Below are 14837 nucleotides of genomic sequence, written 5' to 3'. Positions count from 1 at the left end.
CGTCATGTGTGACGCCCGCACCGTTATGCCGTGAAATGATCACGCGTTTTCGGGCCCGGTGACAGCAACGCGTGCTGCCCGCACCACCTTGTCCTCAATGCGGTACCCCACCTCAATCACATGCGTGACTGTGGTGGACGTTGCATCAGGTGACGTCTGGTGCATGAGAGCTTCGTGGACGGCTGGGTCGAATTCTTCACCGACTTCACCATACGCACTGACTCCGAACCGGGTAAGAACCGAGTCCAGTTTCTCCGCGATCGCAACAAACGGGCCAGTTAAATCCCCGGCCGTGCGTGCACGGGCGACATCATCGAGTACCGGAAGCAGTCCCATAAGGACGTCTTCGGTACCACGGTGACGTGCAGCTTCCTGTTCTCGCTTGGCACGTTTGGTGTAGTTCACGTACTCGGCGTTCAGGCGCTGTAGGTCAGCGAGGTGAGATGCTGCCTCAGTTTGGGCCTTTTCGAGGTCGGTCAAGACCGCGTCAGGTTCAGCATCGCCAGCGTCCTGTTCAGCGGCGTCAGGTTCGAAGTCGAGGTGTTCAATCGAGTCCGGACCGTCCTGCGGCGAGTTGTCCTCAGGGCGTGGGTTCTCGGTGCTCACTTCTTCTCGTCCTCCTCGTCAACGATCTCGGCGTCAACAACGTCATCATCTGATGCCGATGCCTGTGGTCCGTCACCTGCTGGAGTCTCGCCCGCGGTTTGTTCCTGGGCGTACAGTGCCTCCCCGATCTTCTGGGATGAGGTGACCAGGGCTTCGTTCTTCGCCTTGATCTCATCGATGTCGTCACCCTCAAGAGCCTTCTTCAGGGCGTCAACGTCGCTGGAGACCTCAGTCTTGATCTCGTCGCTGAGCTTCTCGTCGTTTTCCTTGAGGAGCTTCTCGATCGAGTACGCGAAGGACTCAGCCTGGTTGCGGGCTTCGGCGTCTTCACGGCGCTTCTTGTCTTCAGCGGCGTGCTCTTCAGCTTCGCGCACCATACGGTCGATGTCGTCCTTGGGCAAGGATGAACCACCGGTGATGGTCATGGACTGTTCCTTGCCGGTGCCCTTGTCCTTAGCGGACACGTGCACGATGCCGTTGGCGTCGATGTCGAAGGTAACCTCAACCTGTGGCATGCCACGTGGCGCTGGTGCGATACCGGTGAGCTCAAAAGTACCCAATGGCTTGTTGTCACGAGCGAACTCACGCTCACCCTGGAACACCTGGATAAGCACCGAAGGCTGGTTGTCTTCAGCGGTGGAGAAGATTTCGCTGCGCTTGGTGGGGATCGCAGTGTTGCGTTCGATGAGCTTGGTCATCACACCACCCTTGGTTTCAATACCGAGGGACAGTGGGGTGACGTCAATGAGGAGAACATCCTTACGCTCACCCTTCAGCACACCAGCTTGGAACGCTGCGCCGACAGCAACAACCTCATCAGGGTTGACACCCTTGTTGGGCTCTTTGCCGCCAGTAAGTTCCTTCACCTTCTCCGTGACAGCTGGCATACGGGTTGACCCACCAACGAGCACGATGTGGTCGATGTCGTTAACGGAGATGCCTGCGTCGCGGATGACAGCGCGGAATGGAGCTTCGGTGCGCTTGAGGAGGTCCTCGGTCATCTGCTCGAACTGTGCTCGGGTGAGCTTGGTGTCGAGGTGGATGGGGCCGTTTTCGCTCATGGACAGGTACTGCATGGAGATGTTCGTCGATGTTGCTGACGACAGTTCCTTCTTTGCCTGCTCTGCGGCTTCACGCAAACGCTGTAGGGCGATCTTGTCCTTGGAGAGGTCAACACCGTCGTTCTTCTTGACCTCTTTGATGAGGAAGTCAACGATGGCCTTGTCCCAGTCGTCACCACCGAGGCGGTTGTCACCTGAGGTGGCACGCACCTGAATGGTGGAGAAGTCGTCTTCGTCCTTGCCAACTTCGAGGAGTGACACGTCGAAGGTTCCGCCACCGAGGTCGAACACGAGGATCAGTTCGTCTTCTTTACCCTTTTCTAGGCCGTACGCCAGTGCGGCGGCGGTGGGCTCGTTGACGATGCGCAGCACGTTGAGGCCGGAGATCTGGCCGGCATCCTTGGTTGCTTGGCGCTCAGCGTCGTTGAAGTATGCAGGAACGGTGATCACTGCGTCAGTGACGGGCTCGCCGAGGTATTCCTCAGCGTCACGCTTCAGCTTGCCAAGGATACGAGCGGAGATCTCCTGGGGGGAGTACTGCTTGTCGTCGATCTCTTGGTTCCAGTCGGTGCCCATGTGGCGCTTCACGGAGGCAATAGTGCGCTCAACGTTGGTGACTGCTTGACGCTTAGCGATTTCACCGACGAGTACTTCACCAGTCTTGGAGAAAGCTACGACGGATGGGGTGGTGCGCATGCCCTCAGCGTTGGCGATAACTGTTGGTTCGCCACCTTCGAGAACGGCTACGCATGAGTTGGTGGTTCCTAGGTCAATTCCTACTGCACGGGCCATGGAGGTCTTTCCTTTCTGAGGTGCTGCCGCGACGGAGGCTGGAGCCTGTCATCGTCACGAGCAAAACATTCTTGAGTCTTCCACACTCAAGTTTGCTCTTCTCGCGCCAGCAGCGCAAGTTTTTTAACCAAACTTGAGTCTACTTCACTCAACTTTGCTATCCCCGATTCTATTCCCGCGCATCTTTCCAGCCCCCGAAAAACCCACCGAGATCCTAGATGTCGGTGCGACATCCTTAGCCAGAACAAGGAACTCGTGCCGAGATCTAGGATCTCGGCACAGGTGGGGGGAGGGGGCAGACAACACAGCGGGTGGCCCCCATCACGCTGGGGACCACCCGCTGCTACTGCTACTGCTACTGCTACTGCTACTGCTACTGCTACTGCTACTGCTACTGCTACTGCTCAGATGCTAAAACGTCTGCGGCGCATCCCCACAGCGTTCGGCTCACACCTCGTCAGTTGCTGCCTGCGCGAACTGGGAGTTGTACAACCTAAAGTAAGCTCCCTCTGCGGTAATCAACTGCTCGTGGGTCCCCTTCTCAACGATCCGCCCGTGTTCCATCACAAGAATCAAGTCAGCGTCGCGGATAGTGGACAACCGGTGGGCGATAACAAACGATGTTCGCCCACGGCGCAGCGCAGCCATGGCGTGCTGCAGCAGCACTTCGGTGCGCGTATCAACGGACGATGTGGCCTCATCCAAAATGAGCACGGACGGTTGGGACACGAACGCCCTGGCAATCGTGATGAGTTGCCGTTCACCTGCTGACAGGTTGGAGGCATCTTCATCGAGTTCGGTGTCGTACCCGTCCGGCAACGCATGGACGAAACGGTCCACGTAGGTGGCCTCAGCTGCGGCATGGATTTCTTCATCAGTCGCAGTGTGATTTCCGTAGCGGATATTTTCTCTGATGGTGCCAGCGAACAGCCACGGGTCTTGCAGAACCATGCCAGTGTTTGCGCGAACATCGTGGCGGGTCAGTTGAGAAATGTCTTGCCCGTTGATCAGGATTCGCCCACCGTCTAGTTCATAGAACCGCATGATGAGGTTCACCAAGGTGGTTTTTCCGGCGCCGGTTGGCCCAACGATCGCCACCGTTTGCCCTGGGGTCACTTGGAAGGACAAGTCCTCAATGAGTGGTTGATCTTCACGGTAGGAGAAGGTCACCTTGTCGAACTCGATGGTTCCGTCGCCAGGTACTAGTTCTGGAGCGTCGGAACTGTCGGCGCTTTCTTCCGGCTCATCAAGGAGTTGGAAGACTCGTTCTGCTGAGGCTGTTCCCGATTGAATGACCGCTGCCATACCGCCAAGTTCGGACAGTGGTTGTGTGAATTGCTGTGAGTACTGGATGAATGCTTGAACATCTCCCAGTCGCAGTTGCCCGGTGGCTACGGCAAGCCCACCTAGCACGGCGATTCCCACATAGGTGAGGTTCCCCACGAACATCATGGAGGGCATCATCGTGTTGGCGAGGAATTGCGCCTTGAACGATGCTTGGTAGAGTTCCTCATTTTCCTCACGGAAGGCTTGTGCGCTGGCTTGTTCGCGGCCGTAGACCTTCATCAGTGCGTGACCGGAGAATGACTCTTCAACGCGTGCGTTGAGGCGCCCAACCTTGCGCCATTGGATACCGAACGCTTTTTGTGACTTTGGACCAATGACCCCAAAGATCACTGCCATGAGTGGCAGTGATACCAGAGCCACGAGGGTGAGTTGCCATGAGATGGAGAACATCATGACAACCACACCAACAACGGTCAGTACTGACGTCACAACCGTGGACAAGGACTGTTGCATCATTTGGGTGATGTTGTCGATGTCGTTGGTGACGCGGGAGATAAGTTCTCCGCGTTGCACACGGTCGAAGTAGGACAACGGCAACCGGTGAATTTTCGCTTCAACACTTTCACGCAGGCGCCACATGGTGCGCACCATGATGATGTTAATGACGTAGCCCTGAATCCACATCAGTGTTGCTGCTACAAGGTACAGCACCATCGCTAGCACTAAGAGTTGGGTGAGCCGAACAAAATCGATGCCTTCACCGGGAACAATGTCCATGGCGGAGACAACGTTCGCGAAGTCATCTTGACCGGAATCCCGAAGCCCCTGAACTGCTTGTTCTTGCGATACTCCTGCTGGCAGTGACCTGCTCACAAACCCTTCAAATACTGTGTTTGTGGCGTTACCTAATACTCGTGGTGTCAGAACGGACAGGATCACACCAATTGCACCCAGGAGGGACACCCCGGCGAACTGCCAGGCGTAGGGGCGAAGCAGACCAATGAGGCGCGCAAAGCTTGGCCCAAAATTTTCTGCTTTTCCTGGGGCGACTGCGCCACTCCAGTCGTCCGCGCTAATGCGGGCTTGTTCCCCGAGTTGTTCCTCGCGGAGTTCCTCAACTGTGGGGGTAGCCCCCGGTGTTGTGTTGTCAGTTTTTCCGGACATCAGTGGGCCTCCACGCCGCGCTGGGAGTCAACGATCTCCCGGTAGGTCTGACAGGTGTTGAGCAAGGTGGTGTGGGTGCCCACGCCAACGATTGTTCCGCCGTCAAGGACAACGATCTGGTCTGCGCTTTCAATGGTGGAGACTCGTTGCGCCACCACGATTTTTGTGAGGTGTGGAAGGTTTTGCCACAGCGCCTCGCGCAGTTTCGCATCGGTTGTCAGATCTAGCGCTGAGAATGAGTCATCAAAAACGAGGATGCTTGGGTTGTGGACAATCGCGCGGGCAATAGCCAGCCGTTGCCGTTGCCCACCGGAAACGTTCGTTCCACCTTGGGCGATGTGCGCCTCAAGTTGGCCATCCATCTCACGCACAAAGTCACTTCCCTGTGCGATATCTAGGGCATGCCAGAGTTCGTCATCTGTGGCCTCTTCACGCCCGAATCTGAGGTTGGAGGCGACTGTGCCGGAGAAAAGGAACGGTTTTTGTGGCACAAGCCCGATACTTGTCCATAGTGCGTCAATATCCGCGTCACGAACATCAACACCGTTGATGCGCACTACTCCACCTGTTGCATCGAAAAGCCGTGGAATGAGTGACACCAACGTGGTTTTGCCAGCACCCGTGGATCCAACAATTGCCAAAGTTTGACCTGGCTGAGCGGCGAAAGTCAGGTTCCCCAGGACGGGTTGGTCAGCGCCAGGGTAGGAGAATTCAACATCTTCAAACGCAACCGCCCCTGGTTGAGGGAACGCGGTAGTGCCGTGCTCTGAACGCACAATGGACGGTTTGGTGTTAAGCACCTCACTGATGCGTTCCGCCGAGACAGCAGCCCGTGGAATCATCATCGCCATGAAAGTCGCCATGAGGACACCCATCAAAATGGTCATGATGTACTGCATGAACGCAAACAGGGTTCCGATTTGCACGGTACCGTTGTCAATTTCGACCGCCCCGAACCATACGACTCCCACAATGGTGAGGTTGAGTACCAGCATGGCTAGAGGGAACAGCAAAACAAAGAGTGAACCGATTTTGCGGCCCACCACAAGAATGTCTGTGTTGGCCTCGCGAAAACGTTCTTGTTCAATGGGTTCTCGAACAAACGCCCTGATCACCCGGATTCCCGTGAGTTGCTCACGCATGACTCGGTTCACGGTGTCGAGTTTCCCCTGGAAGCTGCGGAACAGGGGAACCATGCGGCTGATGATCAGGCCCGCCACCACGAGGAGCACTGGTACTGAGACGGCAATAAGCCAACTCAAACCAACGTCTTGGCGTAGTGCCATGATGATGCCACCGACGGCGAGCATCGGCGCAGTAATAAGGAACGTAGCCGTCATCATGGCGAGCATCTGCACTTGCTGAACGTCGTTTGTGTTGCGGGTAATTAGAGAGCCAGACCCAAACTGGGTGACCTCACGTTCGGAGAACCCCACAACACGTTCAAAAACGTCGTTGCGAATGTCGCGGCCTAAACTCATTGCCGCATTTGCGGCGAGGTACATCGCGATGATGGAGCACACGATCTGCCCCAGTGAGATGGCCAGCATGACTGACCCGGTACGCCAAATGTAGGCGGTGTCCCCAACAGACACCCCATTGTCGACGATGTCTGCGTTCAATGACGGCAAATACAACGTAGCCATGGCTGCGAGGAACTGGAAAAACAAAACTCCCAGCACCAAGGAACGGTAGGGGCGCAGATAGCGCAACAGGATATTTTTGAGCATGAATGGTCCTCACCAAAGTCTGCGCCCAAAACGGGCTGGTGGTGGCAATGCGTTCCCGCGCGGGAGGTTCGCTGTGCGAACACACGCCTCAAGTGAGCATAACCCTGCGCTCTGACACCCGGCGAAGGTTTTTCGCGTCACATCGCCTGACACATTGCACGTCGTGTGGCAAAGTTCTTTCTTGGGCCTGCGCTTTATGACGGCGCGGGGTTGAGAGAGGAACGACGTGTTTCCACGTCTTGTTGCTGGTGTGTGGTCATTGCGGTTTGCTATGGCACGCATCGGGCGGCGTTACCCGGCACGTTTGACTGTTGGGATATATGCACTGGTCATTACAGTGTCAGCGACTTTGCTGATGCTCCCTGCAGCACACGCTGACGGGCTCACTACTGAGCCAATGGATGCGATTTTTACCGCTACGTCTGCGGTGTCCGTCACAGGTTTAGCAACAGTTGATACCGGGACTCATTGGTCATTTTTTGGCCAAGCAGTGATTCTTAGTTCTATTCAGATTGGCGGCTTCGGCGTGCTAACCCTGGCGTCGTTGCTGGGGTTGCTTGTGACAAAGCGTCTGAGTCTGACCACCACCATGCTCGCTGCTGCGGAAACTCAAACCAACCGGTTTGGCGATTTACGCAAGATCATTCTCACCGTGGTTTTTGTCTCTCTCGGTATCGAGTTGATCATCGCGTTGATGCTGCTGCCAAGATTCCTTGAGGTGGAGGATTCTATTGGCCACGCAGTGTGGTTCAGCGTGTTCTACTCTATTTCCGCTTTTAATAACGCCGGGTTCTCCCCTACGTCAGCTGGGCTGACGCAGTTTGCGAGTGACTGGTTTGTTCTCAGCCCCATTATGCTGGCAGTCATTGTCGGAGGTTTGGGTTTTCCGGTGATCCTCAACATCGCGAGAACACGGTGGAACACTAAACGCTGGTCTATTCACACGAAGATGACCCTGACTGTCACCGCTTTTCTACTGTCCATTGGTTTTGTGTGGTTCCTCGCCGAAGAGTGGACGAATCCCGAAACCTTGGGCCCGATGCCGTGGTCGGAAAAGGTACTCTCTAGTCTTTTTCTTTCGGTGATGCCGCGGACAGCAGGTTTTAACTCCATTGATATTGGAGCGCTCAGCGAGCCAAGCTGGCTCATGACCGATGCATTGATGTTTGTTGGCGGTGGAAGCGCCTCCACTGCAGGTGGCATTAAAGCGACAACGTTGGCTGTTCTGCTGCTGGCTATCATCGCGGAAGCTCGTGGTGACCGCGACACCGTCTCTTTCCACCGCAGAATTCCCACAGACATTTTGCGGCTTGCCATCGCTGTGACCTTTTTGAGCGCCACGATTATTGCTATGGCAACGATGCTTTTACTGGAGATCACAGGGCTCACGTTGGATGTGGTGCTGTTTGAGACGGTGTCTGCGTACGCCACTGTGGGGCTTTCCACAGGGATCACTGGCGGTCTTCCTGAGTCGGGGAAAGCCATCATTGTGCTGTTGATGTTTATTGGGCGTGTCGGGACGATGACTTTCGGTGCAGCGCTAGCGATGCGATCAGGTGATCGTCTTATTCGCTTGCCTGAGGAGCGGGTGATTGTTGGATAGCAATCTCGCCCGATTTGCGGCACGTTAGCGGATTTCTCCGGGGTTAGTCGTTGATATCACCAAGCGGTTCGACATTGCCGGAACGATCAAAGAGGTCTGCCATTGCGTGGAGGAACTGGGATATCGCTTTTTGTTCCTCCGGAGCGAACTCCAAAATAATGTCTTCCATTTCTTGGTGCATGCTGGAGAGCCGGTCTTTTACTTCCCGATGCGCAAAGTCCGTGGCAGCGACAGTCACCGAGCGCCGATCGGCAGGATGAGGCACTCTAAAAAGGTGACCAGATTTTTCGAGCCGATCCAACAACTTCGTCGTAGAGGCTGTGGAGATCGACAGTTCATGGGCCAGTTCCCGTGGATGAACAGGTTCGCCTGCGCGTTGCGCGGCGATAACAACCTGAAGTGCTTGCATGTCTGTTTTATTCATTCCCATGCCGTCCGCCATGCGTTTGCGCATGTTGGCGTTGGCGCGCCGGAATCTCCGGATGCCATCAAGCACATCATGCACATATTCGCGGTTTTCGTACCAGTAAGGTTCGTCCCGCAGGTTTTTCCTATCCTGCATTTTCACTCCACTGCCAGCAGGGCCGGCTTAACGCGACTCGCGCCAGGCCGTTGCATATTTAGACGTCTGTGTTCTATTCTAGCCTAACTAGTAACTAGATAGGCTAACTAAATGGTGGCTGGTTCACATCTGGTCCAACACAACCCCGGGAGGGATTCGTGACCACAACTCCGCAACACGCTCTGTTGACACCCCCAGCCGCCCTGCAGTCTGCCTCGCAGGACGTTGTCGTCCTCCTCAACGACAACAATGAGGCAACAGGAACATATCCGCGAGCGGACGTCCACACCGCTGAGACCCCACGCCACCTTGCGTTTTCCTGCTACCTCCTCGACGACAACGGAGACCTGCTCGTCACACGTCGAGCTTTGGCAAAAAAGACCTGGCCTGGAGTGTGGACCAACTCGTTTTGCGGCCACCCACGGCCGGGTGAAAGTTTCGAAGACGCCATCACCAGGTACGCAGAACACGAGCTAGGAATCACCGACATCCACTCGATCTCTGTCGCCTTGCCCGACTTTGCGTACCGAGCCGTTGACGCAAGCGGAATCGTCGAAAATGAGTTCTGCCCAGTATTTTTCGCTCGCACCAGCCAACAACCACAACCCAACCCTGACGAAGTTGCTGAGCACGCCTGGACACCTCTTGCCGTTTTTGTGAATACCGCCTCCGTTGCCCCCTACCTCATCAGCCCCTGGGCTGTTGAGCAGACCGCCGCGCTCCATAACACCGGCGGCCCGAATGTCCGTTGATCACGCGCCCCGCCCCCAGATCATGACCAATGACTCCATGAGCAGTTCAGCACTGGCCACACTCGCTGAATTTCAGACACAACTCACCCAAATGCACGGTCGTGGCCGCCGCGTGCGACCACAACTATTTCTCGATGCCTACCGCTCCTTCACCCGGCCCCAGCACGTTGGCCTCACCACAGCATCAAGCGAATCAACAACATCGCGGCTGGTGACATTGCCCAATAACCACGAAGCGCAAGCAGTCGCTGAAGCAATTGAACAACTCCACACAGCTTTTCTCATCCACGACGACGTGATCGACCACGACACTATGCGTCGAGGACAAACCAACCTCAACGGTCACTTCCAACTCCTTGCACAAGCATCAGACGTTGACCTACCCAGTGCCCGAGCCTTCGGAGACAGCGCCGGAATCCTCGGCGGAGTGCTAGCCCTAACCGAATCCCTCATGGGAATCGCCACGCTAGACCTCCCGCAACGCCAACGCCAACAACTCCTCGCCGCTTTCAACGAAGCAATCACCCTCAGTGCACTCGGTGAATTGTTAGACGTCTACTACGCCACCCACCCGCATTTCATCTCCATCCCAGACACACTCAAAGTAGCGGAACTCAAAACAGCCGAGTACTCCTTTGTCCTGCCCCTCCGAGCTGCCTCAATACTTGCGGGCCAAGAAGAAACGACCACCGAAGCGCTCGTAGCCATCGGCCGTCACATCGGGATTGCCTACCAATTCCAAGACGACCTCAATGGAGTGTTCGCCCCAACCTCCGTCACCGGCAAAGAAGTAGGTGCCGACCTGCGGGAAAAGAAAGACACCCTCCTCATCGCCTTCGCCCGCACCACAGACGTATGGCCAGAAATTGAGCGACTACTCGGCCCCACCATCACCCAACTAGGCGTCATGCGGGTACAAGAACTACTCCTCGAATGCGGTGCAGCTCGATTTGTGGAAAACCACATCCGAGACCACGTCTGCATCGCGATGAACCTCGCCACCGAACACAACATCGCCACCAGCGACATTCCAGTTCTCACAACTCTCCTTGACGGGCTCACCTCATGAAAAAACGACCAGCCCCCCGCCCCCAAGTGGTGTACAACCTGGCAGCCCAACAAGCAGCACGCACCGTCATTGGCACCTACTCCACCAGCTTTGGTGTGGCCACCAAGTTCCTCGCCGAACCAGTGCGCACACACGTGCGCAACATATACGCCCTCGTGCGAGTCGCAGACGAAATCGTTGACGGCAGCTTCGACCCCGCCCCCACCAACCTCCTCCTCACCGCACTCGATGACCTCGAAGCAGAAGTACACCGAGCCATAGCCTGCGGGTACTCCACCAACCTGGTGGTCCACGCTTTTGCACGCACCGCCCATACCTGCGGTATCACCGAAGCGGAAATCGCACCGTTCTTCGCGTCCATGCGACGCGACCTCGGTGAGGCCTACTACACTCCCGAAGAACTAGCGACCTACATTTACGGGTCAGCAGAAGTCATCGGTGTGATGTGCCTACGTGCGTTCACTCAAGCGCCTGATGTTCGCCCCGACGATCGCAGCAGCCTAGTCACCAACAACATCGACGCCGCACGCGCACTTGGTGCCGCGTTCCAAAAAATCAACTTCCTCCGTGACCTCGCCGCCGACCAAGGCGAACTGGGACGCTACTACTTCCCCCAAATCGCCGAGTTCGGACTCACAGAACACACCAAAAATGAGATCATTGCCGACATCGACAACGATCTCAACATCGCCCGGCAAGGCATCGCACGCCTCCCCAAATCGTCACGAGGCGCAGTCAAGGCTGCCTACCTCCTTTTCGCAACCCTCACCAACAAACTCAGGCGGGCATCGTGCAGCGAACTGCGCACCACCCGCCTACGCTTGAGCACACCACACAAAGTTGCGGTCCTCGCCCAAGCTGCGCTCCCCACAACGCCACGCCCACACACCCCGTCAACATCATCGAAGGTATCAAGCCACACATGAGCACACACCAGACGCACGTTGCAGTCATCGGGGCCGGGCTAGCCGGGCTCGCTACCGCCGCTCTCCTCGCGAAAAACGGCCTCACCGTTGACCTGTTTGAGAAGAACGAAGACCTCGGTGGACGGTGCGGCCTGTGGGAACGCGACGGATATCTGTTTGACACCGGGCCTTCGTGGTACCTCATGCCAGAAGTGTTCGACAAGTTCTTCCACGATGTCGGCACATCAACAGGTGAACAGATTGACCTCACCACCCTGACCCCTGGCTACCGGGTATTTGCTGAAAACCACCCCGTACCCGTTGACGTCACCAGCGGCCAAGCCGAGGAACTCTTCGACTCCCTCGAAGCAGGCGGCGGTAAAAAACTCCGCGCCTACCTTGACTCTGCGTCCCGGACATACAAGCTCGCACTGGACCACTTTTTATACACAGACTTTCGCGCCATTGGGCCGTTCTTGGATAAAAAGATCGTCAGCCGTGTCGGAGAACTACCTACCCTCCTGGGCACAAGCTTGAATTCCTTCGTCACCAAACGTTTCTCCCACCCCGTACTGCGACAGATCCTTGGTTATCACGCCGTGTTCCTCGGTACGAGCCCGGACCGCGCCCCTGCGATGTACCACCTCATGAGCCACCTGGACCTCGTCGATGGCGTGAAGTATCCACAGGGTGGTTTCATCACCATCATCAACGCCATTGAACAGGTCGCCCTCGACCTAGGCGTCACCATCCACCGTGGCTCCCCCGTGACCCGCATCGTCACAGCAGATGCCCGCCCAACACAAAGCACTCACGGGCTGCGAGGAAAAGCTGGGGAACGCATCGCCGCGCTCACTGGAAAACGCACCAAACACGTCATTGGTTTAGAAACCGAACGCGACGGTGAACGAACATTCCACAAAGCCGACCTCGTTGTTGGAGCATCTGACCTCCACCACCTCGAAACACAACTACTCGACCCCGAGGAACAAAGCTTCCCGCAGTCCTACTGGGACAAAAAAGACCCAGGCCCAGGCAGTGTACTTGTCCACCTCGGGGTGCGCGGCGAACTACCTGAACTCACCCACCACAACCTGTTCTTCGTCAAAGACTGGGATGCAAACTTCGATGCCATCTACGGGAAAAACAAGCACCTACCCAACCCGGCGTCACTGTACGTGTGTAAACCTTCCGCGACAGACAGCGCTGTAGCGCCAGAAGGCCACGAAAACGTCTTCATCCTCGTGCCAGTGCCTGCTGACCCCACCATTGGATCCGGCGGAGAAAACGGCATAGGCGACCCCACCGTAGAACTCGCCGCCGACGCCGCCATTGACCAAGTAGCGACCTGGGCTGGTATCCCCGACCTACGCGAACGTATCGTTCTCCGCAAAACCGTTGGCCCCGCTGACTTCGTCAACGACGTCAACGCCTGGTCAGGTGGGGCACTAGGACCAGCGCACACCCTCGCACAATCCGCGATGTTCCGAACCACAAACCGCTCCAAAAAAATCGACGGCCTCTGGTACGCAGGCGGGTCAACAATCCCTGGCATCGGGCTGCCAATGTGCCTCATCAGCGCAGACATCACCGCCCGGGGGATCCTGCACGAGGTACAACCTGGAACACCTGCCCCAACGGGGCCAACGTTCCCCCTGCCACACGACACAGCATCGGCCTGACATGACAGGTCTGTACCTTGGGGCGATCCTCTTCTCACACCTGGGGATCGCCCTCATGGACGCACGCTGGCGCCTCGCGGTGTGGGACAAGCCCCGCGCAGCCCTGACTGTCATCGCGATCCTCACCGTGCTTTTCATCAGCATCGATGTGCTAGCGATCGCCTACGAACTGTACGGAATTGGTGAATCACCGGCACTCATCGGCATTCACCTTGCGCCGCACTTCCCCATCGAAGAGCTATTCTTCATCCTGTTCCTGTCCCACCTCTCCCTCGTGGGATATGGTGCGATGTGGCGCCTCCTCAACCGCACCGAAGGCCAGCAATGACCTACCCCGTTCTCGCCCTCATCACCGTGATTGTCCCCGCGATCATCGCCGCCGTGGCCTACCAGTACGCGGCCCGCCGCGGGGCAGTACCACCACGGTTTTGGGTGGCTGTGACGCTGAGCATCATCGTGCTGTGTGTACTTACCATCATTTTCGATTCACTGATGATCGCAGCCGACCTCTTCCGCTACGACGAAAACAAACTGTCAGGAATCACCATCTGGTATGCGCCGCTGGAAGACCTCGGTTGGCCTATAGCTGCCGGCCTCGCTGGCCCCTGCCTCCTGCTCGCACTCGATGCGCGCAACAGCGAGCGACACAGTCCCAGCCCGCAAGAGGGCACCAACGATGCTTCCCCACCACCCGCCGAAGGACCCCAGTGAAACAGCTCGTCGCAACATCCCGCCCGTTTTCCTGGATCAACACCGCATACCCATTCGCCGCCGCCTACCTGCTCACCGGCGGCAATGACTGGGTGTTCTTCAGCATCCTCACCCTGTTTTTCCTCATCCCATACAACCTGGCCATGTACGGGATCAACGACGTATTTGACTACGAATCCGACCTACGCAACCCGAGGAAAACCGGGATGGAAGGCATCGTGTTGGACCGGTCAATGCACCGGGCAACACTAATCGCCACCGTCATCACCTGCACGCCGTTCGTGATCTACACCCTGGCGGTAACCTCATGGGCGGCCCGGGCCGTTTTCCTCACCTCCTGCTTCGCTGTCGTTGCGTATTCACTTGCCGGGCTGCGATTCAAAGAACGCCCCTTCATCGACTCCATCACCTCGTCCTACCACTTTGTTTCACCCGCGCTTTTTGGTGCGGTCGTCACCGGAGCACCCCTAGGCGGTGTCACCGGATGGGTTTTAGCGTCCTTCTTTGCCTGGGGCATGGCATCACACGCCTTCGGGGCGATTCAGGACGTTCAAGCGGACCGTGAGGGGGGCATCGGCTCCATTGCAACAGTGGTTGGGGCGCAATTCACAGCACGGTTCACCGTTGTGCTGTACCTTCTGTCAGCCGTGCTCCTCCTGGTAAGCGGTAGCGCCGCCGTGCAAGTGTGCGCGGTCGTGCCGCTGCTCTATGTGGCATCAACAATCATGTATTGGAACGTTGACGACGCCCACGCAACAGACACCCGGCGCGGGTGGCGCAGATTCATGTGGCTGAACCTTTTCGCTGGCTTCTACATCACCCAAGTGATCCTGATCAGCACGTTCATTCTGGACTGACCCCAATAGCGCTTCCTTTGGCCACCGCGCATCATGAGCCCTCACACCGTGCGATG

13 protein-coding genes are annotated in these 14837 nt (G+C 56.9%); 8 read left to right on the top strand and 5 right to left on the bottom strand.

Translation table 11 applies throughout. From position 1 onward, the window contains the following. Window positions 1–39 precede the first annotated feature (39 nt). The 4 genes from grpE to G538_RS0112110 form a co-directional block, all read right to left on the bottom strand. Window positions 40–606, bottom strand: coding sequence for a nucleotide exchange factor GrpE (grpE, locus tag G538_RS0112125; protein WP_029069520.1), 567 nt, complete (start codon window positions 604–606; stop codon window positions 40–42). Next, a complete protein-coding gene (gene dnaK, locus G538_RS0112120; RefSeq protein ID WP_029069519.1) occupies window positions 603–2459 on the bottom strand; it encodes a molecular chaperone DnaK in 1857 nt (618 codons plus the stop codon). The genes grpE and dnaK overlap by 4 nt, the downstream gene beginning before the upstream one ends. 447 nt (window positions 2460–2906) lie before the next feature. Next, window positions 2907–4910, bottom strand: a complete 2004-nt coding sequence (locus G538_RS16660) for an ABC transporter ATP-binding protein (protein ID WP_035834294.1) — start codon at window positions 4908–4910, stop codon at window positions 2907–2909. Beyond that, window positions 4910–6640, bottom strand: coding sequence for an ABC transporter ATP-binding protein (locus G538_RS0112110; protein ID WP_029069518.1), 1731 nt, complete (start codon window positions 6638–6640; stop codon window positions 4910–4912). The genes G538_RS16660 and G538_RS0112110 overlap by 1 nt, the downstream gene beginning before the upstream one ends. A 226-nt stretch (window positions 6641–6866) precedes the next feature. Here G538_RS0112110 and G538_RS0112105 point away from each other — a divergent pair, with 226 nt between their 5' ends. Next, window positions 6867–8243 carry a TrkH family potassium uptake protein gene (locus G538_RS0112105; RefSeq protein ID WP_029069517.1) on the top strand — a complete coding sequence of 459 codons (1377 nt, stop codon included), beginning with the start codon at window positions 6867–6869 and terminating at the stop codon, window positions 8241–8243. Window positions 8244–8286: 43 nt separating this feature from the next. On the opposite strand, the gene G538_RS16655 is transcribed toward G538_RS0112105, so the two are convergent. Next, the gene (locus G538_RS16655) at window positions 8287–8805 is read right to left on the bottom strand and encodes a MarR family winged helix-turn-helix transcriptional regulator (RefSeq protein WP_051197109.1); all 519 of its coding nucleotides are present in this window, start codon (window positions 8803–8805) and stop codon (window positions 8287–8289) included. 158 nt (window positions 8806–8963) lie between these two features. Here G538_RS16655 and idi point away from each other — a divergent pair, with 158 nt between their 5' ends. The 7 genes from idi to G538_RS0112065 are packed head-to-tail and all read left to right on the top strand — an operon-like array spanning window position 8964 to window position 14781. Next, window positions 8964–9557, top strand: a complete 594-nt coding sequence (idi, locus tag G538_RS0112095) for an isopentenyl-diphosphate Delta-isomerase (RefSeq protein WP_084618399.1) — start codon at window positions 8964–8966, stop codon at window positions 9555–9557. Window positions 9558–9594: 37 nt separating this feature from the next. Next, on the top strand, window positions 9595–10626 hold the full coding sequence (locus G538_RS16650) for a polyprenyl synthetase family protein (RefSeq protein WP_169514124.1): 1032 nt from the start codon (window positions 9595–9597) through the stop codon (window positions 10624–10626). Then, window positions 10623–11552 carry a phytoene/squalene synthase family protein gene (locus G538_RS16645; RefSeq protein ID WP_051197105.1) on the top strand — a complete coding sequence of 310 codons (930 nt, stop codon included), beginning with the start codon at window positions 10623–10625 and terminating at the stop codon, window positions 11550–11552. Before G538_RS16650 ends, G538_RS16645 begins: the two co-directional genes overlap by 4 nt. Continuing rightward, complete coding sequence (gene crtI, locus G538_RS16640) at window positions 11549–13213, top strand: phytoene desaturase family protein (protein ID WP_051197104.1); 1665 nt, start codon at window positions 11549–11551, stop codon at window positions 13211–13213. The genes G538_RS16645 and crtI overlap by 4 nt, the downstream gene beginning before the upstream one ends. A 1-nt stretch (window position 13214) precedes the next feature. Next, complete coding sequence (locus tag G538_RS0112075) at window positions 13215–13541, top strand: lycopene cyclase domain-containing protein (RefSeq protein WP_029069515.1); 327 nt, start codon at window positions 13215–13217, stop codon at window positions 13539–13541. Then, on the top strand, window positions 13538–13924 hold the full coding sequence (locus G538_RS16635) for a lycopene cyclase domain-containing protein (protein ID WP_051197102.1): 387 nt from the start codon (window positions 13538–13540) through the stop codon (window positions 13922–13924). Before G538_RS0112075 ends, G538_RS16635 begins: the two co-directional genes overlap by 4 nt. Beyond that, the gene (locus tag G538_RS0112065) at window positions 13921–14781 is read left to right on the top strand and encodes a prenyltransferase (RefSeq protein ID WP_029069514.1); all 861 of its coding nucleotides are present in this window, start codon (window positions 13921–13923) and stop codon (window positions 14779–14781) included. The genes G538_RS16635 and G538_RS0112065 overlap by 4 nt, the downstream gene beginning before the upstream one ends. Window positions 14782–14837: the final 56 nt, after the last annotated feature.

The organism is Jonesia quinghaiensis DSM 15701 (assembly GCF_000423205.1).
Classification (GTDB): domain Bacteria; phylum Actinomycetota; class Actinomycetes; order Actinomycetales; family Cellulomonadaceae; genus Jonesia; species Jonesia quinghaiensis.
Note: the sequence above shows the minus strand (reverse complement) of the source record. Positions and strands in the feature narration are given on the sequence as shown.

What these genes read in the sequence shown, in the direction of transcription:
- G538_RS16660 (WP_035834294.1), bottom strand. Translation starts at nt 4,910, where the DNA reads ATGTCCGGAAAAACTGACAACACAACACCGGGGGCTACCCCCACAGTT.
- G538_RS0112075 (WP_029069515.1), top strand. Translation starts at nt 13,215, where the DNA reads ATGACAGGTCTGTACCTTGGGGCGATCCTCTTCTCACACCTGGGGATC.
- G538_RS0112110 (WP_029069518.1), bottom strand. Translation starts at nt 6,640, where the DNA reads ATGCTCAAAAATATCCTGTTGCGCTATCTGCGCCCCTACCGTTCCTTG.
- G538_RS16650 (WP_169514124.1), top strand. Translation starts at nt 9,595, where the DNA reads ATGAGCAGTTCAGCACTGGCCACACTCGCTGAATTTCAGACACAACTC.
- G538_RS16655 (WP_051197109.1), bottom strand. Translation starts at nt 8,805, where the DNA reads ATGCAGGATAGGAAAAACCTGCGGGACGAACCTTACTGGTACGAAAAC.
- crtI (WP_051197104.1), top strand. Translation starts at nt 11,549, where the DNA reads ATGAGCACACACCAGACGCACGTTGCAGTCATCGGGGCCGGGCTAGCC.
- G538_RS16645 (WP_051197105.1), top strand. Translation starts at nt 10,623, where the DNA reads ATGAAAAAACGACCAGCCCCCCGCCCCCAAGTGGTGTACAACCTGGCA.
- G538_RS16635 (WP_051197102.1), top strand. Translation starts at nt 13,538, where the DNA reads ATGACCTACCCCGTTCTCGCCCTCATCACCGTGATTGTCCCCGCGATC.
- dnaK (WP_029069519.1), bottom strand. Translation starts at nt 2,459, where the DNA reads ATGGCCCGTGCAGTAGGAATTGACCTAGGAACCACCAACTCATGCGTA.